Genomic DNA, 20,520 nt, shown 5'->3' on the forward strand with positions numbered 1-20,520 from the left:
GACGTGGCCGAATGGCCCGGGTCGTCCGGCAGGGAAGCCGCGTCCGTGTCCTCGTCCGGCACCACGACGAAGATCACCAGCAGCGCCACGCCCAGGGCGATGCCCACGGCTCCGCAGATGATCCCGGCGAGGGCCTGGCCCCCGTTCGTCGCCTCGCCCCTGCGCGCCTTCCCGCGCCCCACCGCCCCGAAGACCACCGCGAGGATGCCGAGAACGATCGCCAGCGGCCAGAGGCAGAAGCCGACGGCCGCGATGATCCCGAGGACGAGTCCGGTCACGCCCATGCCGTTCGCGGGCGCCATCGGCATGGCGGGCCAGCCGTATCCGGGCGGCCCACCTTGCCCGCCCGGATAACCCGGACCCGGGTGTCCCGGGTGTCCCGGGTGTCCCGGATAGCCCGGGTACCCCGGATGACCGGGATACCCGCCCGGCCCCGGATACCCGTACGGCACCTGCCCCGGCCCGTCGGGCGAGAGTGGAGGCGGCGGCACCGGCTCTCCGGGCGCCGCGAACGGATTACCGCCGCCGACCTGCGAGGACGCGAACGGCGGTATCGCCGCCGCCCCCGCCCCTGACATCGCCCCGGAACCCGGCACCGCCCCCGACCCAGGCGCCGCCCACGACCCGGATGCCGGCCCAGACCCGGACCCCACTACCGGCCCCGGCATCGTCCCAGGCCCAGACATCGCCCCCGCATCCGGCGCCGCTCCCGGCATCGCCCCGGGCCCCGTCTCCGCCGAAGGCCCCGGCATCGCCGTAACAGTCCACTGGTCGGACGCCGGCGGTGGCCCGTGGTCGGGCGCCGACGGCGGCCCGGCCAGAGCCCCCGGCACCGACGGCAGCCCGGCCGGAGCCCCCGGCCCGGGAGCGGGGGCCGGCCCGCTCTCCGGCCGCCGCCGCTCCGCGTCCTCCGCGGGCGGCGCCCACGGATCCCGCTCCCCCGGCGCCCCCGGCGCCCCCGCGCCCCCCGCTCCGGACACCGCATCGCCTTCGGACTTGGCGGACATGACGGGTCACCTCTTTCTTACGTTCCGTCATGCTACGGCCCCCGCTTTCGCGTCGCCGACCGGCGCCTACGATGACCTCCGACCCATCGATCAGCCGATCAAACCCGTTCCTGGGGAGGAAACCGTGACCGAGCAGCAGACCGCAGCCGCGACAGCCGGCGACCCGCACGCCTTCATCGCCGGACTGCCCAAGGCGGAACTGCACGTGCACCACGTCGGCTCGGCCTCCCCGCGCATCGTCTCCGAGCTGGCCGCCCGGCACCCCGACTCCGCGGTGCCCACCGACCCCGAGGCGCTCGCCGACTACTTCACGTTCACGGACTTCGCGCACTTCATCCAGGTCTACCTGTCCGTCGTGGACCTGATCCGCACCCCGGACGACGTGCGCCTCCTCACCTACGAGGTGGCCCGCGACATGGCGCGGCAGAACGTGCGCTACGCCGAGCTGACCATCACCCCGTACTCCTCCGTCCGCCGCGGCATCGACGACCGCGCCTTCATGGATGCCATCGAGGACGCCCGCAAGGCCGCCGAGAGCGAGTTCGGCACCGTGCTGCGCTGGTGCTTCGACATTCCCGGAGAGGCCGGGCTCGCGTCGGCCGAGGAGACGCTCCGGCTGGCCGTCACCGACAAGCTGCGCCCCGAGGGGCTGGTCTCCTTCGGACTCGGCGGGCCCGAGATCGGCGTGCCGCGCCCGCAGTTCAAGCCGTACTTCGACCGCGCGATCGAGGCGGGCCTGCACTCGGTCCCGCACGCCGGCGAGACCACGGGCCCCGAGACTGTCTGGGACGCGCTGACCCACCTGCGGGCCGAGCGCATCGGCCACGGCACCACCGCCGCGCAGGACCCGAAGCTGCTCGCCCACCTCGCCGAGCACCGCATCCCGCTGGAAGTCTGCCCGACCTCGAACATCGCGACCCGCGCGGTCCGCACCCTCGACGAGCACCCGATCAAGCAGTTCGTGGAGGCCGGGGTGATCGTCACGGTCAACTCCGACGACCCGCCCATGTTCGGCACCGACCTGAACGCCGAGTACGCCGTCGCGGCCCGCCTCCTCGGCCTCGACGAGCGTGGCATCGCGGCGCTCGCGAAGAACGCCGTCGAGGCGTCCTTCCTGGACCCGGCGGGCAAGGCGCGGATCGCCGCCGAGATCGACACGTACACGGAGACGTGGCTCGCCCCGTGATCCCGTGACCACAATGGGCCCATGCGCACCGTGACTGCTGTGGCCCACCGAGGCGATCCCTACCGCGTCCGCGAGAACACGATCCCGTCCCTGCGCTCCGCGATCGAACGGGGCGCGGACGCGGTGGAGATCGACGTCCGTCTGAGCAGCGACGGCGTGCCCGTCCTGCTGCACGACCCGACACTGAAGCGCCTGTGGGGGTACGAACGTCCGCTCGCCGCCCTGTCCTCGGCCGAGGTCGACGGCCTCACCGAAGGCAGCGTCCCGACGCTCGAAGCGGCCATCGCGGCCACCGAGGGACACCGGCTCATGATCGACCTGCCGGACGCGACGTACGAGGCGGTGCGCACGGTCGTCGGGGTCGTCGCCGAGTGCGGCGCGGCCGAGCGCGTGTACTACTGCGCGGGCGGGCGGACGATGCTGGCCGTGCGCGAGGCCGATCCGGGCGCGGAGATCGCGCTGACCTGGACGACCCTGGCGCCGCCCCGACCGGTCCTGCTGGACGCGGTGAAGCCGCGCTGGCTCAACTACCGCTTCCCCCTGGTCGACCGCGACCTCGTCCTCGAGGTGCACCGTCAGGGCCTGCTGGTCTCGGCCTGGACCCCGGACACCCGCCGCTCGATGCGCCGCCTGCTCGACGCGGGCACCGACTCGATCACCACGAACCGCGTCGACGTCCTGCAGAGCCTGCGCGCCCCCGCCTGAGGCGCCCCGTGAGACGGAGCCGCCCCGCCACCGGGGAACGGCTCCCGTATCCTCGTCCACCCGGTCGACGCGACCGGGTGGACCGGGTGGACGAGGGCAGGGGCGAAGGCCGGACATGGCGGCTGAGTGGGACTGGGAAACCGGTGAGGGTCTGCTGCGCATCGACGACCCCGCCGACTGGGACGCCGCCTACGAACGCGGCGAGCGGCCGCTGGGCACGGCGGTCATCGGGCTCGCCTTCCACTGCACGTTGGCCGAGGTCTCGCCGCGCATCCTCAAGGCGATGCGGCTGCCGGACTCCGGCCAGCGCGGGTTCGCTTTCACCGCGGCGGGCCACGCGGCACGGCTCAACGGTGAGCTGACCCCGGAGCTGTACGCCGCGCTCCGGGCGGAGGGCCACCGCGGCTTCGCCGAGACCGCCGTCGACGACACCCTGACGTTCGTGCCGTTCCGGGACCTGCCGCCGTGGTTCAAGTGGCGGAAGGTCGCGTCGGCGGTCGAGAACAAGCTGGACGTCTGGCGGCTGCACATCACGTACGCGGCCGAGGACATCGGAAAGGCCCTGCGCCGGCGCCGGCCCTGAGCAGCGGGGTCTCGCACCGGATGGCGCAACGGACAGTGTCCGCGGAGGCGACGGCACGTTGACCGGCTCGGAGAGCCGACGGGTGTTCTTGCGTTCGGCATCACGGAACCGTCGACGTCATCGCCCTGGCCAATCCGGCCATCCGCGGTACCTGCACGAACGGCTGACCGCGGCAAGGAGTGCGGGTGCCTCCGTCCCTACGGCGGAGGCACCCCGGGGCCCGCCAGGGCAGGCACCCGATGCCGGGCCCCGGAGAACGAGTCCGCCCCGAAGTGCCGCAGCGCCAGAGCGGCCACCTCCGCGGGCCGTTCCAGCAGGATCAAGTGATCGGCCGAGTCCAGGACGACGAAGGAGCAGTCGTCGATGGTGGCGGCGAAGGCACGCTGCTGCGCGACGGGCGTGAGGCTGTCGTGCTCCGCGCCGAAGACCAGCGTGGGCACGCCCGCGAGGGCACCGGTCGCGACGGCCTGCGTGCCGAACAAACGCCGGAGGACGGCCAGGGCGTCCGGTGTCCGCAGGTTCTGCAGCACGGTCCTGCGGAAGATGCGGTGGACCAGCTCCCGGTGCGGGACCTGCTTCTCGGGGTCCATGCACACCATGGTCTCGGTCAGCAGGGTCGCGAACTCCTGCTCCCGGCCCGCCCTGACCAGCGCCACGAGCCGCTCCGCCCGATGCCGGAACGGTGAGACGTCGGACGGGACACCGCCGAGCAGCAGGCGGGCGACGTGCCGTGGATGCCGCTGGGCGTACTGGTGGGCGATGACGGAGCCGTAGGAGTATCCGAACAGGTTGATCCGCTCCACTCCCAGATCGTCCACCACCTGTTCCACGGCGCGGCACGCCGTGGTCGGTGCTCCGGGCCCGTCGGGCTCCGCCTCATGGAGGGGAAAGTCCATGGTGATGACGTCGGCCACCGACGCGAGCTCCTCGTCGATGCCCGGCCAGCCGTGGACGCCCTGGAAGACTCCGCCCAGGAGCAGAATGGGATGTGTCCGTGGCGAGGACTGCCGGAGCACGCGGTAGGCGTACCGCTCTCCGCCCAGGGACAGCTGGCGTACGGTCTCGTCGCTCACGCCGAGGCCTTGGCGCTCACCATGTCCACGAGGTGACCCACCGTGTCCCGCGAGGTGAGGGGGACGGCTTCCAGGTCGATGCCCAGGCGCTCCTCGATGAGCAGCCGGAACTCTTCCAGGGCCAGCGAGTCCAGCAGCACCTGCTGAAGAACGGTGTCGGACGGGACGGTCTGCGCGTCGACACCGAAACTCTGACGCAGAACCTCGTGAACGTGTTGCGTGGCATCCATGCGATCTCCTCGGCGGACCCGCGAGGCCCCTGGCTCGAACGCGGAATCCTTGCCAGGTACGGGCAGCAAGACGCCGCGACGCTACAGCTCCGACACCACGGCGGGCCCCAACGACATACCTCCGAACCGGTCCTCCGAACCGACCCTCCGAACCAGTCCTCCGAAGGCGTGCTCCCGGGCCCCGGCCGGCCCGCCCGCCGTCCCCTACAGCCCCGCCAGCGCGTTCCACCGCTTCGCGAACTCCGTGCGCTCCTTCGACGTGATGTCGCGCGCGATGACGAGCCGCTCGCGCATCGCGTCGTCGGGGAAGATCAGCGGATCGTCGGCGAGGGCGGCGAGCTCCTTGTCCTTCGAGGAGGCGAGGACGTCGCGGGCGGCCGGGACGGGGCAGACGTAGTTGACCCAGGCGGCGAGCTCCGCGGCGACCTCGGGGTCGTAGTAGTGGTCGATGAGCCGCTCGGCGTTCTGCTTGTGGCGGGCCAGGTTGGGGATCATCAGGGACTCGGCCCACAGCTCCGCGCCCTCCTCCGGGACGACGAACTCGATGTCCGGGTCGTCCGCCTGGAGTTGAATGACGTCGCCGCTGTAGGCCTGGCAGGCCAGGACGTCGCCGCTGGAGAGGTCCTTGATGTAGTCGTTGCCGGTGAAGCGGCGGATGTGGTGGCTGTTCACCATCTTCTCGACCTTGTCGCACATCCGGTGGAAGTCGTCCGCCGTCCACTTCCTGATGTCGACGCCGTCCCCCTGGAGGAGGAGCGCGAACGCCTCGTCGAGGCCGGAGAGGAGGGTGACGCGGCCCTTCAGGTCGTCGGCCCACAGGTCGGAGACCTGCTTGATCTCGCGGCCGACCTTGCGCTTGTTGTACGCGATGCCGGTGATGCCCGACTGCCAGGGGACGGTGTACTTGCGGCCCGGGTCGAAGTGCGGTGAACGCAGCAGCGGGTCCAGGTACTTGGTGACGTTGGGCTGCCGCGCGCGGTCCATCTCCTGGACCCAGCCGAGCCGTACGAAGCGCGCGCACATCCAGTCACTGATGACGATGAGGTCGCGGCCGGTCTCCTGGTGGTTCATCAGGGACGGGCTGATCTTGCCGAAGAACTCGTCGTTGTCGTTGATCTCCTCCGTGTAGCGGACGTCGATCCCGGTCCGCTTCTCGAAGGCTTCCAGCGAGGGGCGCTTCGTCTTGTCGCCGCTGTCGGTGTCATCGGTGTCTATGTAGAGCGGCCAGTTGGCGAAGGCCAGCTTCTTGTCCTGGCGCGAGCGGTCACCCGCGGCCCGCTCCTCCGGAGCGATGTACGCGGCGGGCACCCCGCAGCCCGCGAGCGCGCTGACGGCCGCACCGCCGCCCAGGGCGCGCAGCAGGGAACGGCGGGACACGGGGGAAGCTACGGGGTTCGCTCGCACCCCGGCAGCATGCGCCCTCGTTCGGCGGCGCGGCAATGGACGCAGCGTCGAGCCCCGCCGCGAGGAGCCGACACCTTGTCGATCACCCGGCGTGCGCCGCGCGGAGTCGCGCGGGCTCCAGCCACCCCGTCAGGTCGCCCGCGGTCACCCGCTCCAGCGGTGCGGCGTCGACGGGCCCCGGGTAGAGGCGGTACGCCGTGCCGGACGCGGCGTCCTGCGCGCCCGGCAGCTCGCCGTGCAGCAGCGCCAGCAGGGCGGCGCGGCCCCTCAACTGCGGTTCCGCGCACAGCGCGTCGGGCTCCCAGCCATCCCGTATGCGCAGCGCGAAGTCGGCGCGCGGCTCGTCCTCGGCTCGGCGGTAGCCCCACAGGACGTGGCCGCGTCCGCGCACGTACACGTCGCCGTCGGTGCGGGCCGCCGCCGTCCAGCAGGCGAGGTCCCACAGGGTGGCCCGGCCGCACGGCTGGAAGGTGTCGAGCAGGTCGTTGCCCATGTGGCCGATCTGCTTGCGGTAGCGCCACACGGAGTGGTGGGTGCCGGTCGTGGCGAGGGTGACGTCCGTCCACCAGGCGTGCCGCGTCCGGAGGTCGACGATCATCGGCACGGTCAGCTTCGCGTCGCCCGCGAGGTCGAAGCGCTGCCGGATCGTGCGCGGGTCGTAGACGGCCCGCTCCTCGTCCCGGACCGCCATGAACCCCGTGAAGGCGTCCGGGAGTTCCTCGAAGGGCACGTCGTTGTACGAGAACACCACGGGCACCACGAACCGCACCCCGGTGTTCGCGAGCCGCGGCAGGTCGAGGTCCAGGTACTCGGTGGCGCCCTGCGGGGCGGGCGCGGAGGTCAGGTCTCCGGAGTGCCGGGCGGCGCCGCCCGCGTACTCCAGCTGTGTGTAGTCGCAGAGGCCCATGAAGCGCCACAGGTCGTCGTAGAGGGCGACGGACAGGTCGAGGTCGACGCGTACGCCCTTGGGCTGCGTCCAGTGCAGGAAGAGCCGTACGGTCTCGCTGTCCGTGGGCATGGGCAGGGAGCTGCCGCGCGGCACGGCGACCAGGGAGGCGGCCGACGCGCGCTCGGCGAAGGGCACGGGCAGGTCGGCGAGCGTGGCGTCCAGGACGGCCACGTCGTACCGCTCGCCGTCCCGTTCCGTGAGGCGTCGCACCGCCTCGGCCTCGATCAGCTCACCGGCGCGACCCGCCACGCGGGCGGGCAGCGGCGGCCGGTGGTCCTCGACGGCGAACGCCTTGGTGACGCGGCCGCGCGGGAAGAAGACGCGGCGGTGCCCCGGCACGGCACGGATCTTCATGCGGCCGTACGCGCCGAGGAGCGGCCCGGGGCCGGCGTGCGGCAGGGCGTCGGCGAGCGCCTCGCCGACGGTGTCGGGGAGCGTCGTCGAACCCGAGCGGGCAAGGAGCAGGTCGAGTCGGCGCAGGAGTTCGCCGGGGCGCTCGCGCAGGAGCCGTACCGCCCCCTCGACGTCCCAGCGTGCGAGCGCTTCCTCGGCGCGGGCCTGCCAGGTCACGACGTGCAGCCGGTCCCCGACGAGACGGACGTCGTCGTGCCGGGCGGCCTCGGCGAGCAGCACCTCGCCGAGCGGGCCGTCGCCGACGCGGGTGCCGCGCAGGGCGGCGAAGGCGAGGGCCACGCGCGCGTGGCGGTGTGCCTGCTCGAAGGGGTGCAGGATTTCACCGACGCGCTTCCACGCGCGCGGGTGGCGTGCCATGTCCTCCGCGAGGCGCCGGAAGTCGAACCCGTTCAGCAGGGCGAGGAGTTCGCGGCGCACGGGACGCGCAGGGCTGCGCAGGCGCGGGAGTTCGAGCAGGTCGGGGTCGCCCCCGGAGCGTACGACGAGGATGCGCAGTACGTCGGTGGCCGTGTCCGCGTACCGCCCGGCCAGCGGGCGCGTCTCGGGCAGGTCGAGGAGCGGCGCGAGGGCGAGCGCCTTGCTCTCGCGCAGCGGGATGGCGGCCGGGAGCCAGTCCGCGGCGGCGGCCGGGTCCAGGTGGCCGAGGAGCAGGACGAGGTCGTCGTGGTCCTGCAGGTGCAGGGGCGTGCGGCGGGCGAGCAGCGCGGCGAGTTCGGCGGCGGCGTCGCCGGGCGCGCCGAGGGTCAGGGCGCGCAGGACGGGGCCGCCGTCACCGCCCAGGTCGGCCCCGGTGTCGAGCCAGGGGTCCAGAGGACCGTCGGTCTCGTAGCGCTTGTCGCAGATCGGGCACACGTACCACTCGCAGCACTGGTCGCAGCAGTACCAGACGCCCCTCTTGGCACCGAGGCAGTCGTCGCACAGGAGGTGGGCGCAGGGGTCGAGCGCGCGGACGCTCGCCTTGGTGCCCGCGCAGTTCATGCAGGGCTGGTGCGGCTGGGCGGCGAGGTGCTCGGCGACGACGGAGATGTAGTGCTCGTACGCGGGCTGGTAGGCGGTCTCGGCGGGGAACCGTGCGAACAGCGGGGCGTGGTGCCGGTCGGAGCCCATCAGGGCGTCGACGTCGGCGAGCAGCTTGCGCCCGGCCGTCGCGAGGTCGTCGGCGGACAGCGCGGTCAGCGCGCGGCGCAGCGGGGCGGTCAGCAGGTGCCCGCGGTCGGCGAGTTCGGCTTCGAGGACGACGACGCCGGCATCCGACACGGCGGACCGTCCGGCACCTTCGGGAACGTACACACTCTGCCGCCGGCGCAGCAGCATCCCCAGCAGGTCGTCGGTCATCGTCGTCGTCATCAGGTGCCACCCCCGTCGCGCAGAAAAAGGGCGGGGGCGGGGAGTGGGTGCGCTACGGATCTTTTGCAGAGAAGAGAAAGAAGGAAGCACACCGCGGAGCCGCCCCCGCGTACGCAACGGTACGCGGGGGCGGCGGGGCCCGGCATCTCAATTAGCCCAGGCCAAAGAGGTACTAACCCTCGATGGACGTCATCACGTGCTTGATGCGCGTGTAGTCGTCGAAGCCGTACGCCGAGAGGTCCTTGCCGTAGCCGGACTTCTTGAAGCCGCCGTGCGGCATCTCGGCGACCAGCGGGATGTGCGTGTTGATCCAGACGCAGCCGAAGTCGAGGACCTTGGACATGCGCATCGCGCGCGCGTGGTCCTTCGTCCAGACGGAGGAGGCGAGGGCGTACTCGACGCCGTTCGCGTACTCGACGGCCTGCGCCTCGTCCGTGAAGGACTGGACGGTGATGACCGGGCCGAAGACCTCGTTCTGGATGATCTCGTCGTCCTGCTTGAGGCCCGAGACGACGGTGGGCGCGAAGAAGTAGCCCTTCTCGCCGACCCGCTGGCCGCCCGTCTCGACCTTCGCGTGCGCCGGGAGGCGCTCGATGAAGCCGGAGACCTGCTTCAGCTGGTTGGCGTTGTTGAGCGGGCCGTAGAGCACGTCCTCGTCGTCCGGCTGGCCGGTCTTCGTGTCGGCGGCGGCCTTGGCGAGCGCCGTCACGAAGTCGTCGTGGATGGACTCGTGGACGAGCACGCGCGTGGCGGCCGTACAGTCCTGGCCCGCGTTGAAGAAGCCCGCCATGGAGATGTCCTCGACGGCCTTGGGGATGTCGGTGTCCTCGAAGACGACCACGGGGGCCTTGCCGCCGAGCTCCAGGTGGACCCGCTTGAGGTCCTTGGAGGCGGACTCGGCGACCTGCATGCCGGCGCGCACGGAGCCGGTGATGGAGGCCATCGCGGGCGTCTTGTGCTCGACCATCAGGCGGCCGGTGTCGCGGTCGCCCGTGACGACGTTGAAGACGCCGGGCGGCACGATGGAGCCGATGATCTCGGCCATCAGGACGGTCGACGCGGGGGTGGTGTCGGACGGCTTCAGCACGACCGTGTTACCGGCCGCGAGCGCCGGGGCGAACTTCCACACGCCCATCATCATGGGGTAGTTCCACGGCGCGACCTGCGCGCAGACACCGATCGGCTCGCGGCGGATGATGGAGGTCAGGCCCTCCATGTACTCGCCCGCGGCGCGCCCCTCCAGCATCCGGGCCGCGCCCGCGAAGAAGCGGATCTGGTCGACCATGGGCGGGATCTCCTCGGACCGCGTGAGCCCGGTCGGCTTGCCCGTGTTCTCGACCTCGGCGGCGATGAGCTCCTCGGCCCGCTCCTCGAACGCGTCGGCGATCTTGAGCAGGGCCTTCTGCCGCTCGGCGGGCGTCAGGTCCCGCCAGGCGGGGAACGCGTCGGCGGCGGCCTTCATCGCGGCGTCCACGTCGGCCTGGCCCGACAGCGGCGCGGTCGCGTAGGCCTCGCCGGTCGCCGGGTTGATGACCTCGGTGGTCCGTCCGTCGGCCGCGTCCCGGAATTCTCCGTTGATGTAGTTGCGCAGACGGCGCAGCTCGGTGGTCACTTCCGCGGCCCTCCAAGTCAGATGTCCAGTGGATGAGACACCCACCCTAGTCGCTACACCGACGCTTTCAACATACCCAGCGGCCCAGAACTGCGGAATCCGTGAGGATCGGAGTCGTAGACAACGAATTTCATCGATCTGGCCTTGCGGAAGTGACGAGACGTCGTGCACAGTGAGGTCGTGGCAAGTCGCAGCGCAGACCCCAGCAGCCCTCGCGGCTCACGCACCGGTAATCCGGGCGGGAGCGGCAATGGGAACGGCACCCCGCCCGTGGACGCCGTCTCTCTGGCGATCATCGAGCAGCTCCAGGAGGACGGACGCCGTCCGTACGCCGCCATCGGCAAGGCCGTGGGCCTCTCCGAGGCGGCCGTGCGCCAGCGCGTCCAGAAGCTGCTCGACCAGGGCGTGATGCAGATCGTCGCCGTCACGGACCCGCTCACCGTGGGATTCCGCAGGCAGGCGATGGTCGGCATCAATGTCGAGGGCGATGTGGACCCGGTCGCGGACGCCGTGGCCGCCATGCCGGAGGCGGAGTACGTGGTGATGACCGCGGGCTCGCACGACCTCCTCGTGGAGATCGTCTGCGAAGACGACGACCACCTGCTCGAAGTCATCAACAAGCGCATCCGCGCCCTCCCCGGCGTGCGCTCCACCGAGAGCTTCGTCTACCTCAAGCTCAAGAAGCAGACCTATATGTGGGGAACCCGATAGCCGTGAGCAAGGACCTCAGCCAGACCGCCTACGACCACCTGTGGATGCACTTCACCCGCATGTCGTCGTACGAGAACGCGCCCGTCCCCACCATCGTGCGTGGCGAGGGCACCTACATCTACGACGACAAGGGCAAGAAGTACCTGGACGGCCTCTCCGGCCTCTTCGTCGTCAACGCGGGCCACGGCCGTCACGAGCTCGCGGAGACCGCCTACAAGCAGGCCCAGGAGCTGGCCTTCTTCCCGGTGTGGAGCTACGCCCACCCGAAGGCGGTAGAGCTCGCCGAGCGCCTCGCGAACTACGCGCCGGGCGACCTCAACAAGGTCTTCTTCACCACCGGTGGCGGCGAGGCCGTCGAGACCGCCTGGAAGCTGGCGAAGCAGTACCACAAGCTCACCGGCAACCACACGAAGTACAAGGTCATATCCCGCGCGGTCGCCTACCACGGCACCCCGCAGGGCGCCCTGTCCATCACCGGTCTGCCCGCCCTCAAGGCCCCCTTCGAGCCGCTGGTCCCCGGCGCGCACAAGGTGCCGAACACGAACATCTACCGCGCCCCGATCCACGGCGACGACCCGGTGGCCTTCGGCCGCTGGGCCGCCGACCAGATCGAGCAGGAGATCCTCTTCGAGGGCCCCGAGACGGTCGCCGCCGTCTTCCTGGAGCCGGTGCAGAACGCGGGCGGCTGCTTCCCGCCCCCGCCCGGCTACTTCCAGCGCGTGCGCGAGATCTGCGACAAGTACGACGTGCTGCTCGTCTCGGACGAGGTCATCTGCGCGTTCGGCCGCCTCGGCACGATGTTCGCCTGCGACAAGTTCGGCTACGTCCCGGACATGATCACCTGCGCCAAGGGCATGACCTCGGGCTACTCCCCGATCGGCGCGTGCATCATCTCGGACAAGCTCGCCGAGCCGTTCTACAAGGGCGACAACACCTTCCTGCACGGCTACACCTTCGGCGGCCACCCCGTCTCCGCCGCGGTCGGCATCGCCAACCTCGACATCTTCGAGAAGGAGGGTCTCAACCAGCACGTCCTCGACAACGAGGACGCGTTCTACCAGACCCTGCGGAAGCTCCTCGACCTGCCGATCGTCGGCGACGTCCGCGGCAACGGCTTCTTCTACGGCATCGAGCTGGTGAAGGACAAGGACACCAAGGAGTCGTTCAACGACGAGGAGACCGAGCGCGTCCTGTACGGCTTCCTCTCCAAGGCGCTCTACGACAACGGCCTGTACTGCCGTGCCGACGACCGCGGCGACCCGGTCGTCCAGCTCGCCCCGCCGCTGATCTCCACGCAGGACACCTTCGACGAGATCGAGGGCATCCTGCGGCAGGTCCTCACGGAGGCGTGGACGAAGCTCTGATCCCTCGGTCGGCCTTTCGTATGATCGAGTGATGAACACCGGCCCCGGGGGCGTCCGTTCGAGTGAGAACGGGCGCCCCCGGGCCGCGTCTTTTCCGGGCAGGTACGCCCGAATCCCTAGCGTGCCCAGTGACCGATCGGCCCCGCCTTCGTTCCCCCGTACGGGGGAGGCAAACTGATCTGAACCGAGGTGTACGCCATGGTGGCCCCGCCGGACAACGACGTGCTGTGGGCACGCGCACTGCACGTCACGCACAACGGCTCCCCCGCCCTCACCGGCGTCTCGCTCGGTGTCCGCGAGGGCGAGATCCTCGCCGTCAACGGCCCTCGCGGCTGCGGCAAAACGACACTGCTCCAGTGCCTGTCCGGGCAGCTGCTCCCCCAGCAGGGCGAAGTGTGGTTCAACAGCACCCCCGTCCACACGATGCGCCCGCTCGTGCGCGAACGCCTGCGCCGCGACCGGTTCGGCTGGATCGACCCCGAGCCGCACCTCGTGCCCGAACTCACCGCCTGGGAGAACGTCGCCCTGCCGCTGATGCTGCGCGGCGCCTCCCGCCGGGTCGCCAAGGCCGCCGCCCAGGAGTGGCTGGACCGCCTCGACATCGGCGCGTGCGCCCGCAAGCGCCCGCACGCCCTCCTCCAGGCCGAGCGTCAGCGCGTCGCCATCGCCCGCGCCCTGGTCACCACGCCGTCCGTGCTCTTCGCCGACGAGCCGACCGCTCCCCTGCACCGCGCCGACCGCGCGCACGCGCTGCGCACGCTGACGACGGCGGCCCGCTCGCACGGCATCACCGTCGTCCTCGCCACGCACGACGCGGAGGTCGCCGCCCTCGCCGACCGGACCTTCACGCTCCTCGACGGCCGGCGCGTGCACACGGTCCACCTGCCGACGACGGAGGGGCTCCCCGAGGGCTGCTCGGACACGTCCGGTGACGGGCCGAGGGCGAACACTTCGCGTACGACGGGGGCGCCAGCCGTGCCCGACATCCCGGATGCCCCGGATGTCCTGGATGCCCCGGGCGTCCCGGGCGCCCTGGGCGCGGAAGGACCCGTCGCCGCCCCCGGCTCCGTCGACGCTCCCGGCTCCGTCGATACCCCCAGCACCGTCGGCACCCCCAGCACCCTCGGCACCCCCAACCCCGTCGGTACCTCCAACACCGTCAGCACCACGGGCAGCCTCGGAACCACCGGTGCGGTCGGCGCCGGCTCTGTCGTCGCGGAAGGCCGGGCCGCGTGCTCGCTCTCCGTCTAGCCCGCGGCGCCCACCCGCTCGTGCAGCTGCGGCGCCTCCTCGTCGCCGCCGCGTCCGCCGGCACCGGCTTCCTGCTGCTGTGCACCCTGGCGTACGCGATGGAACACCCGGGAGCCGGAGCCGTCCTGCGCCTCGTGTGGTGCCTCGCGCCGATCACCGCCACCGTGTACTTCGCCGTCGCCGTGGCCCGTACCGACCCCGGGACCCGGCCGCGCAGCGGGCTCTCGGCGGTGGGCCTCGGCCCCAGCCGTCTGATGGTGCTCGCCACGATCTCCACGGCCGTGGCCTGCGTCCTCGGCTCCATGGTGGCGCTGCTCTTCTTCCTGCACCTGCGCGGCGACGTCTCGGGGCTGCCCTTCGACGGGGCCGCGGCCGAACTGCTCGCCGCCGACCGGCCGTTGCCCCTCGCCGGGACGCTCACCCTGCTCTCCCTGGTCCCGGTCGCCGCGTCGGCCGCGAGCGCCGTCGCACTGCGGCCCCGGCCCGCCAAGGCCACCGGGAAGGAACCCGGCTCCGAGCCCGCCGACGGCACGGACCACAACGACCCGGACGCCCCCGCCCCGCAGCCGGGCGGCCTCCCCTGGGGCGTCGCGCTGCTCGCGGCGGGCCTCGCCGTGGAGACGTACGCGAGCCGCTCCGAGGCCGGACCGCGCTCCGGCGGCTTCCCCATGCCGGGCGGCGCCGACGGCAGCCCCGTGGGGGTCCTCGCGGGCTGGGCGCTGACCGCGCTCGGCCTCATGCTCGCGGGCCCCGGCCTCACCTATCTCTGCGGGCGACTCCTCCAGTCGGTGCGGCCCGGCGCGCTGCGCCTGCTCGCCGGGCGCGTCCTTCAGGAGGAGGCGCGGCGCGTCGGACGGCCGCTCGGCGTGCTGTGCGCGGTGGCTTCGGCGGCGTACGCCTCGATCGTGCTGTACGCGGGGCCGCGCCCCGAGGCCGGGCCGCTCACCACGCTCGGCGGGCTGCTCGTCGCGGGCTGCGCCGTGCTGACCCTGGCCACGGCCTCCGTCGAGGCGCGGCAGTCCCGGTCGGACACGACGGCCGCGCTGCTGCGGCTCGGGGCGCCCGCGACGATGCTGCGCGCTTCGGCGGTGCTCCGTGCGGGTGCGCTTGCCGCCGTGTTCGGGCCGCTGACCTGGATCGTCGCGGAGCTGGCGGCGCTGCCGCTGGCCCCGTGACGGCGCGAGCCCCGAGGCCCTGCGGAACTCGCGGAACTCGCGGAACTCGCGGAACTCGCGGAACTCGCGGAACTCGCGGAACTCGCGGAACTCGCGGAACTCGCGGAAGAAAAGTTCGCGACGGGCGATGAGTTCCGCGTCGAACGGATGTCTATCCCTCCGTAAGTACGCACACGCACTCACCGGGAGAGACACTCATGTACCAGCAGATGATCTTCGTGAACCTGGCCGTGTCCGACGTCGCCGCGTCGAAGAAGTTCTTCACGGAGCTGGGCTACACGATCAACCCGCAGTTCTCGAGCGACGACTGCGCGTGCGTGGTGATCAGCGACACCATCATCGCGATGATGCTCAGCAAGGAGCACTACGCGAACTTCACGCAGAAGGAGATCGCGGACTCCACGAAGATCAGCGAGACGCTGATCTGTCTGAGCGCCGAGAGCCGCGAGAAGGTCGACGAGCTCGTCGACAGCGCGATCGCCGCCGGCGCCACGGCCGGCAAGGTCCAGGACTACGGCACGATGTACGGCCGCGCCTTCGACGACCTGGACGGCCACACCTGGGAGGTCATGTGGATGGACCCGTCGGAGGTCCAGGGCTGAGCGAACCCCCGGTGGGCGCCCTGCATAGCATGGGCGGATGCAGCCGACTCCCGACCGCGCGTCCGCCCCGCAACTCCCCGGTGAGGACCGAGAGATCGAGACCCTCGCCGAGTTCGACGACGTGTCCGGCCGCGGCGCCCTGGCGGGCTGCCGCGTCCAGGCCGTCGATCTGACCGAGCGCACCTCCGCGCTCCTCGCGGCCGACGTGGCGGGCGCCGTCTTCCTCGGCTGCCCGATGCGGGAGGACGCGGCGGCGAAGGTGCGGGCCGGTGGCGCGCTGGTCTTCCCGCCGGTCCCCGGTCTGCCGTTCAACCCGTACCGCGGCCTGCTGTACTCCCCCGAGGACCTCTTCACCGGCCTCGCCGACGGCGGGTACGAGGCGACGCCGGACGCCCACGCGTACGACTGGTTCCAGCGGACCAAGGCCGACGGCGACGTCTTCTCGTCGATGCTGCGCGCCATCCACGACGACTCCATCTCCGACGCCCTCGACGAACTCCTCGCCGGGTCGCGGGTGGTGGGCGTCATGGGCGGCCACGCGATGGCACGCGGTACCGAGTCCTACGCGGGGGCGGCACGGCTCGGCCGGGCGCTGGCGCGCGCGGGCTTCACGGTCGCGACGGGCGGTGGACCCGGCGCGATGGAGGCGGCGAACCTCGGCGCCTACGCGGCACCCTGCGACGACGCGATGCTGGACGAGGCCCTCGAACTCCTCGCCAAGGCCCCGTCGTTCACGCCATCGGTCACCGACTGGGCGCGGGCCGCCTTCGCCGTGCGCGAGCGGTGGCCCGACGGCGGCTCGTCGGTGGGCATCCCCACCTGGTTCTACGGCCACGAGCCTCCGAACGCGTTCGCCTCCCACCTGGCCAAGTACTTCGCCAACGCCACCCGCGAGGACGGTCTCCTCGCCCGCTCGAACGCGGGCGTCGTCTTCCTGCCCGGCGCCGCGGGCACGGTCCAGGAGGTCTTCGACAACGCCACCCCCAACTACTACGAGTCCCGCGGCGAACCCACCCCGATGGTGCTGGTCGACCGGGCGCACTGGACCGAGCACCTGCCGGTGTGGCCGCTGCTCCGGTCGCTGGCCCGCGGCAGGCCGATGGAGTCGCGGATCGCGCTGGTGGACCGGGTGGAGGAGGCACCACAGGCCCTCGCCGCCCTGCTGTCCGGTGCCGCCCCGCTGTCCGGTCACGCGTCGAGCAGCCCGGCGAGCAGCCCGGCGAGCACCTCGTAGGGCCGCCCCCAGTCCCCCGATCCCGCTCCGGCTGCCGTCGTACGAAGAGGTCCGCGCCGGCCGCCGTCACACGAACGACGCGCGCTCCAGCCAGAAGTCCAACAGCTCCCGCTCCCCCAGGACCTCCACGCGCCCGCTGTCCAGGGACCGCCGCCGGTAGAAGGCGAGCAGCACCTCCGTGAGCGGTCCGCGCAGCGCGACCGTCGCCTTCGCGTGGCCGCGCCGCCAGGTGAAGCCGTCGTCGCCGAACTCGATGAGCCACTCGGCGTCGAGCCCGTCCGGGGCGTCGTCGGTCGCGTGCAGGTGGATGCTGCGTCCCGCGCCCCTGAGCTCCGTCGCGCTGTCCTCCGGGTCGGTGCGCTGCGCGAGCGCGACAAGGTCCAGCCATTCGTCGATCGCGTCCACGGCGACATCTGGCTCGACCTCGTACACGACACCGGCGGCGATGGCCGCGTCCGCGCGGTGGACCACCAGCTCGTGGGTCATGCGCCGCGCCCAGAACCCGGCGCGGTGATCGCCGGACCAGGACCACACCGGGGCGTCGGCGCCCGCGGCGCGGAACGTCTTCGTGCCGAGTTCGGCGGTCCGGGCCAGCCAGGCGTCGAGCGCGGCCGGGTCGTCGCCCCGGGGCCCTGTGGCCTCCGGAATGTCCTCTTCCGGGATGTTCTTCTCGGCACGCGTCGCGACCAGGCGCTCGCTCCAGCGCACCGCGCCGCCCGTGTGCCGTACGAGCTCGCCCAGTGTCCAGTCGGGGCAGGTGGGCACGGTGGCCGAGAGGTCCGCGCCGGTCACCGTGGTGCGCAAGAGGTCGATCTGCCGGGTGACTTCGGCGCAGTACCGCTCGTGACTGAGTGTCGTCATGGTCGGACAGTAGAGCGAATCCTCGGGCAGGTCACCCGCATTTCGACCGCTCCCGTCACCCGCATTCCGGCCGCGCCCGTCACCAGCATTTCGACCGCTCCCGTCACCCGCATCTCGGCCGCACCCGCGCTCCTACGGGGCCGACCCGTGGCCACCGGCCCTCAGCCGAGGACCACCACGTCCTCCGCGTCGAACGCGACACCCACCGTCTCCCCCACCTCAGGCGCCCGGCGCAACGCGCACGCCGCCTCCAGGCGCGGCCCCTCCTTCGGCTGGAGATGCACCGCGACGTGCGTGCCGCGGAAGGTGCGCGCCGTCACCGCGCACGGCAGCCCTTCGTCGGCGCGGACGAGCCGGACACCGGCGGGCCGCACCAGGATCTGCCGCTGTCCGGACGGGGCGCCCGCGGGCACGGGAATCTTGCCCCAGACCGTGTCGGCGGTCTCGCCCGCCACGGTCGCCCGGACGATGTTGTCGAAGCCGAGGAAGCGCGCCACGAACTCGTCCACGGGGTGCTGCCACACCTCGAGGGGCGTGCCGGACTGCGCGATCCGCCCGTCCCGCATGACGACGACGCGGTCGGCGAGCGCGAAGGCCTCACCCTGATCGTGCGTGACGGCCAGCACGGTCGTACCCAACTCGTCGAAGAGTTCCCTGAGTTCGACGACCAGGCGTTCCCGCAGCGAGCGGTCGAGCTGCCCGAGCGGCTCGTCCAGCATCAGGAGCCGGGGCCGCGGCGCGAGTGCCCGCGCCAGCGCCACCCGCTGCTGCTCCCCACCCGACAGCGACGCCACCGCGCGCCGCTGCGCCTTCGGGAGGCCCACGAGCTCCAGCAACTCGGCGACGCGGTCGGCCTGTTCGCCCCGCGACGCGCCGTGCATGCGGAGGCCGAAGGCCACGTTGCCCGCCACATCGCGCTGCGGGAAGAGCTGATGGTCCTGGAACATCAGGCCGACGCCCCGCTTGTGCGCGGGCACCCCGCGCTGGTCGTGCCCGCCGAGGAGCACCTGCCCCGCGTCGAGCCCCTGGAGTCCGGCGACCGCCCGCAGCAGCGTCGACTTGCCGCTGCCGCTCGGCCCGAGCACACAGACGATCTCGTGCTCAGCGACGTCGAGGTCGACGGCGTCGAGCACTGCCCGCGCCCCGAACCGTACCGTCGCGTCCCGCAGACTCAGCAAGGCGTCCGTCATCAGAACTCCCCCGTGGTGCGCTCGGTCCGGACGCGTTCCAGCAGCAGCAGAGACACCGCGCACACCACCATCAGAATCGTCGAGAGGGCCATCGCCTGCCCGTAGTTGAGGTCGCCGGCGCGGCCGAGCAGCCGCGCCACGGCGACCGGCAGCGTCGGGTTGTCGGGCCGCGCGATGAAGACGGTCGCCCCGAACTCGCCAAGGGACACGGCGAACGCGAACCCGGCGGCGATCAGCAGCGCCCGGCGCACCATCGGCAGATCCACCTCCCGCCAGGCCCGAAGCGGCGACGCCCCGAGCACGGCCGCCGCCTCGCGCAGCCGTCCGTCCACCGCGCGCAGGACGGGCAGCATCGTGCGTACGACGAAGGGCACGCCGACCAGCGCCTGGGCGAGCGGCACCAAAATCCACGACGAGCGCAGATCGAGCGGCGGCTTGTCGAGGGTGATCAGGAAGCCGAAGCCCACGGTCACCGCGGACACCCCGAGCGGCAGCATGAGCAGCGCGTCGAAGCCGCGCACGAGACGGCCGGCGCGCCGGGTGAGGGCGGCGGCCGCGAGCCCGCCGATCAGCACGGCGATGGCCGTGGCCACGACCGCGTACTCCAGCGAGTTCCAGACCGCCTCGATCGGCGGCACGAGGAAGGCGCCGCCGTCCGCCGAGGTCAGCTCCTTGTAGTACGTGATCCCGAAGCCGTCGGGGCCGTCGAACGACCGCTGGATCAGCACCCCGAGCGGCAGCAGTATCAGCAGAGCGACCGTCGCGATGACGAGCCCGAGCAGCGTCCGCTGCCCGGCGCCGCGCGGTTTGCGCGCCACCGCCGAGGCGTCGACGAGCTTCAGCGTGCTCTCGCGCCGCCTCGCCGTCCACGCGTGGACGGCGAGGATCAGTCCCACCGCGGCGAACTGCACGAGGGTCAGGACCGCGGCAGTCGGCAGGTCGAGCAGTTGCGCGGTCTGCCGGTAGACCTCCACTTCGAGCGTGGAGTACGCGGGTCCGCCGAGGATCTGCACGACGCCGAAGGACGTGAAGGTGAAGAGGAAGACCATGAGCGCCGCGGCGGCCACCGCCGGGCCGAGCGCGGGCAGCGTCACCGTCCGCCACGCCGTCCAGCGCGAGGCGCCGAGCATCCGCGCGGCCTCCTCCTGCCGCGGGTCGAGCTGCGACCAGAGCCCGCCGACGGTCCGTACGACGACCGCGTAGTTGAAGAACACGTGCGCGAGCAGGATCGCCCACACAGTGGTGTCCAGGCGCACGCCCCACAGCTCGTCGAAGAGCCCGCCCCGCCCGATCAGCGCGAGGAAGGCCGTCCCGACGACGACCGTCGGCAGCACGAACGGCACGGTGACGACGGCCCGCAGCACGCCCTTGCCCGGGAACTCGAAGCGCGCGAAGACGTACGCGCCGGGGAGCGCGATGAGCAGCGTGAGCGCGGTCGACGCGAGCGCCTGCCAGGTGGTGAACCACAGCACGTGCCGGATGTCGGACTGCCCGAGCACGTCCGTGATGCGCCCGAACTGCCAGGTCCCGCCGATGTGCAGCCCGCGCGCGACGATCGCCGAGACCGGATAGGCGAAGAAGAGCGCGAAGAACGCGACGGGCGCGACCATCAGACCGAGCCG

General features: G+C 72.0%; 17 protein-coding genes and 1 pseudogene. 9 read left to right on the forward strand and 9 right to left on the reverse strand.

Going from position 1 to position 20,520, the window contains the following annotated elements; translation table 11 throughout:
• Positions 1 to 308 (reverse strand): DUF4190 domain-containing protein (locus tag AB0N81_RS30820; protein WP_365364050.1); only part of this gene is annotated, 308 nt, incomplete at its 3' end.
• An 823-nt stretch (positions 309 to 1,131) separates the two neighbouring features.
• Between AB0N81_RS30820 and AB0N81_RS30825 the strand changes: the two genes are divergently transcribed.
• The 3 genes from AB0N81_RS30825 to AB0N81_RS30835 all read left to right on the forward strand — a co-directional run bounded on the left by AB0N81_RS30825 (position 1,132) and on the right by AB0N81_RS30835 (position 3,481).
• Entirely contained in the window at positions 1,132 to 2,193 is a 1,062-nt protein-coding gene (locus AB0N81_RS30825; RefSeq protein ID WP_365364052.1) for an adenosine deaminase, read from the forward strand.
• A gap of 21 nt (positions 2,194 to 2,214) precedes the next feature.
• Positions 2,215 to 2,898: a glycerophosphodiester phosphodiesterase gene (locus AB0N81_RS30830; RefSeq protein ID WP_365364054.1), complete on the forward strand. Its 684-nt coding sequence runs from the start codon at positions 2,215 to 2,217 to the stop codon at positions 2,896 to 2,898.
• Positions 2,899 to 3,013: 115 nt separating this feature from the next.
• Complete coding sequence (locus AB0N81_RS30835; RefSeq protein WP_365364055.1) at positions 3,014 to 3,481, forward strand: hypothetical protein; 468 nt, start codon at positions 3,014 to 3,016, stop codon at positions 3,479 to 3,481.
• Between the two features lie 197 nt (positions 3,482 to 3,678).
• Here AB0N81_RS30835 and AB0N81_RS30840 read toward each other — a convergent pair whose 3' ends face one another.
• From AB0N81_RS30840 to AB0N81_RS30860, 5 genes are all read right to left on the reverse strand, one after another.
• A complete protein-coding gene (locus AB0N81_RS30840; protein ID WP_365364057.1) occupies positions 3,679 to 4,554 on the reverse strand; it encodes an alpha/beta fold hydrolase in 876 nt (291 codons plus the stop codon).
• Complete coding sequence (locus AB0N81_RS30845; protein ID WP_365364059.1) at positions 4,551 to 4,784, reverse strand: phosphopantetheine-binding protein; 234 nt, start codon at positions 4,782 to 4,784, stop codon at positions 4,551 to 4,553. Before AB0N81_RS30845 ends, AB0N81_RS30840 begins: the two co-directional genes overlap by 4 nt.
• A gap of 204 nt (positions 4,785 to 4,988) precedes the next feature.
• A complete protein-coding gene (locus AB0N81_RS30850) occupies positions 4,989 to 6,161 on the reverse strand; it encodes an extracellular solute-binding protein (protein ID WP_365364061.1) in 1,173 nt (390 codons plus the stop codon).
• 109 nt (positions 6,162 to 6,270) lie between these two features.
• Entirely contained in the window at positions 6,271 to 8,898 is a 2,628-nt protein-coding gene (locus AB0N81_RS30855; RefSeq protein ID WP_365364064.1) for an MXAN_6230/SCO0854 family RING domain-containing protein, read from the reverse strand.
• 172 nt (positions 8,899 to 9,070) lie between these two features.
• On the reverse strand, positions 9,071 to 10,510 hold the full coding sequence (locus AB0N81_RS30860; protein WP_365364067.1) for a gamma-aminobutyraldehyde dehydrogenase: 1,440 nt from the start codon (positions 10,508 to 10,510) through the stop codon (positions 9,071 to 9,073).
• A 165-nt stretch (positions 10,511 to 10,675) separates the two neighbouring features.
• Here AB0N81_RS30860 and AB0N81_RS30865 point away from each other — a divergent pair, with 165 nt between their 5' ends.
• The 6 genes and pseudogenes from AB0N81_RS30865 (at position 10,676) to AB0N81_RS30890 (ending at position 16,847) form a co-directional block, all read left to right on the forward strand.
• Positions 10,676 to 11,221, forward strand: a complete 546-nt coding sequence (locus AB0N81_RS30865) for an Lrp/AsnC family transcriptional regulator (protein WP_365364069.1) — start codon at positions 10,676 to 10,678, stop codon at positions 11,219 to 11,221.
• The gene (locus AB0N81_RS30870) at positions 11,206 to 12,585 is read left to right on the forward strand and encodes an aspartate aminotransferase family protein (RefSeq protein ID WP_365364071.1); all 1,380 of its coding nucleotides are present in this window, start codon (positions 11,206 to 11,208) and stop codon (positions 12,583 to 12,585) included. Before AB0N81_RS30865 ends, AB0N81_RS30870 begins: the two co-directional genes overlap by 16 nt.
• Before the next feature lie 198 nt (positions 12,586 to 12,783).
• Positions 12,784 to 13,473: pseudogene (locus AB0N81_RS30875) on the forward strand (ATP-binding cassette domain-containing protein); the annotation flags it as partial.
• Between the two features lie 344 nt (positions 13,474 to 13,817).
• Positions 13,818 to 15,011, forward strand: coding sequence for a hypothetical protein (locus AB0N81_RS30880; protein ID WP_365364073.1), 1,194 nt, complete (start codon positions 13,818 to 13,820; stop codon positions 15,009 to 15,011).
• A gap of 197 nt (positions 15,012 to 15,208) precedes the next feature.
• Positions 15,209 to 15,613, forward strand: coding sequence for a VOC family protein (locus AB0N81_RS30885; protein ID WP_365364075.1), 405 nt, complete (start codon positions 15,209 to 15,211; stop codon positions 15,611 to 15,613).
• Positions 15,614 to 15,650: 37 nt separating this feature from the next.
• Positions 15,651 to 16,847: a Rossmann fold nucleotide-binding protein gene (locus AB0N81_RS30890; protein ID WP_365364077.1), complete on the forward strand. Its 1,197-nt coding sequence runs from the start codon at positions 15,651 to 15,653 to the stop codon at positions 16,845 to 16,847.
• Between the two features lie 66 nt (positions 16,848 to 16,913).
• On the opposite strand, the gene AB0N81_RS30895 is transcribed toward AB0N81_RS30890, so the two are convergent.
• The 3 genes from AB0N81_RS30895 to AB0N81_RS30905 form a co-directional block, all read right to left on the reverse strand.
• Positions 16,914 to 17,708 carry a maleylpyruvate isomerase family mycothiol-dependent enzyme gene (locus AB0N81_RS30895; RefSeq protein ID WP_365364079.1) on the reverse strand — a complete coding sequence of 265 codons (795 nt, stop codon included), beginning with the start codon at positions 17,706 to 17,708 and terminating at the stop codon, positions 16,914 to 16,916.
• Positions 17,709 to 17,869: 161 nt separating this feature from the next.
• A complete protein-coding gene (locus tag AB0N81_RS30900) occupies positions 17,870 to 18,898 on the reverse strand; it encodes an ABC transporter ATP-binding protein (RefSeq protein ID WP_365364081.1) in 1,029 nt (342 codons plus the stop codon).
• Positions 18,898 to 20,508: an iron ABC transporter permease gene (locus AB0N81_RS30905; protein ID WP_365364143.1), complete on the reverse strand. Its 1,611-nt coding sequence runs from the start codon at positions 20,506 to 20,508 to the stop codon at positions 18,898 to 18,900. Before AB0N81_RS30905 ends, AB0N81_RS30900 begins: the two co-directional genes overlap by 1 nt.
• Positions 20,509 to 20,520 lie beyond the last annotated feature (12 nt).

Origin of the sequence: Streptomyces sp. NPDC093510, assembly GCF_040683555.1 — a bacterium.
GTDB lineage: Bacteria > Actinomycetota > Actinomycetes > Streptomycetales > Streptomycetaceae > Streptomyces.

Coding starts and splice junctions, on each gene's coding strand:
- AB0N81_RS30845 (WP_365364059.1), bottom strand. CDS start 4,784: ATGGATGCCACGCAACACGTTCACGAGGTTCTGCGTCAGAGTTTCGGT.
- AB0N81_RS30835 (WP_365364055.1), top strand. CDS start 3,014: ATGGCGGCTGAGTGGGACTGGGAAACCGGTGAGGGTCTGCTGCGCATC.
- AB0N81_RS30905 (WP_365364143.1), bottom strand. CDS start 20,508: ATGGTCGCGCCCGTCGCGTTCTTCGCGCTCTTCTTCGCCTATCCGGTC.
- AB0N81_RS30830 (WP_365364054.1), top strand. CDS start 2,215: ATGCGCACCGTGACTGCTGTGGCCCACCGAGGCGATCCCTACCGCGTC.
- AB0N81_RS30900 (WP_365364081.1), bottom strand. CDS start 18,898: ATGACGGACGCCTTGCTGAGTCTGCGGGACGCGACGGTACGGTTCGGG.
- AB0N81_RS30890 (WP_365364077.1), top strand. CDS start 15,651: ATGCAGCCGACTCCCGACCGCGCGTCCGCCCCGCAACTCCCCGGTGAG.
- AB0N81_RS30885 (WP_365364075.1), top strand. CDS start 15,209: ATGTACCAGCAGATGATCTTCGTGAACCTGGCCGTGTCCGACGTCGCC.
- AB0N81_RS30895 (WP_365364079.1), bottom strand. CDS start 17,708: ATGACGACACTCAGTCACGAGCGGTACTGCGCCGAAGTCACCCGGCAG.
- AB0N81_RS30855 (WP_365364064.1), bottom strand. CDS start 8,898: ATGACGACGACGATGACCGACGACCTGCTGGGGATGCTGCTGCGCCGG.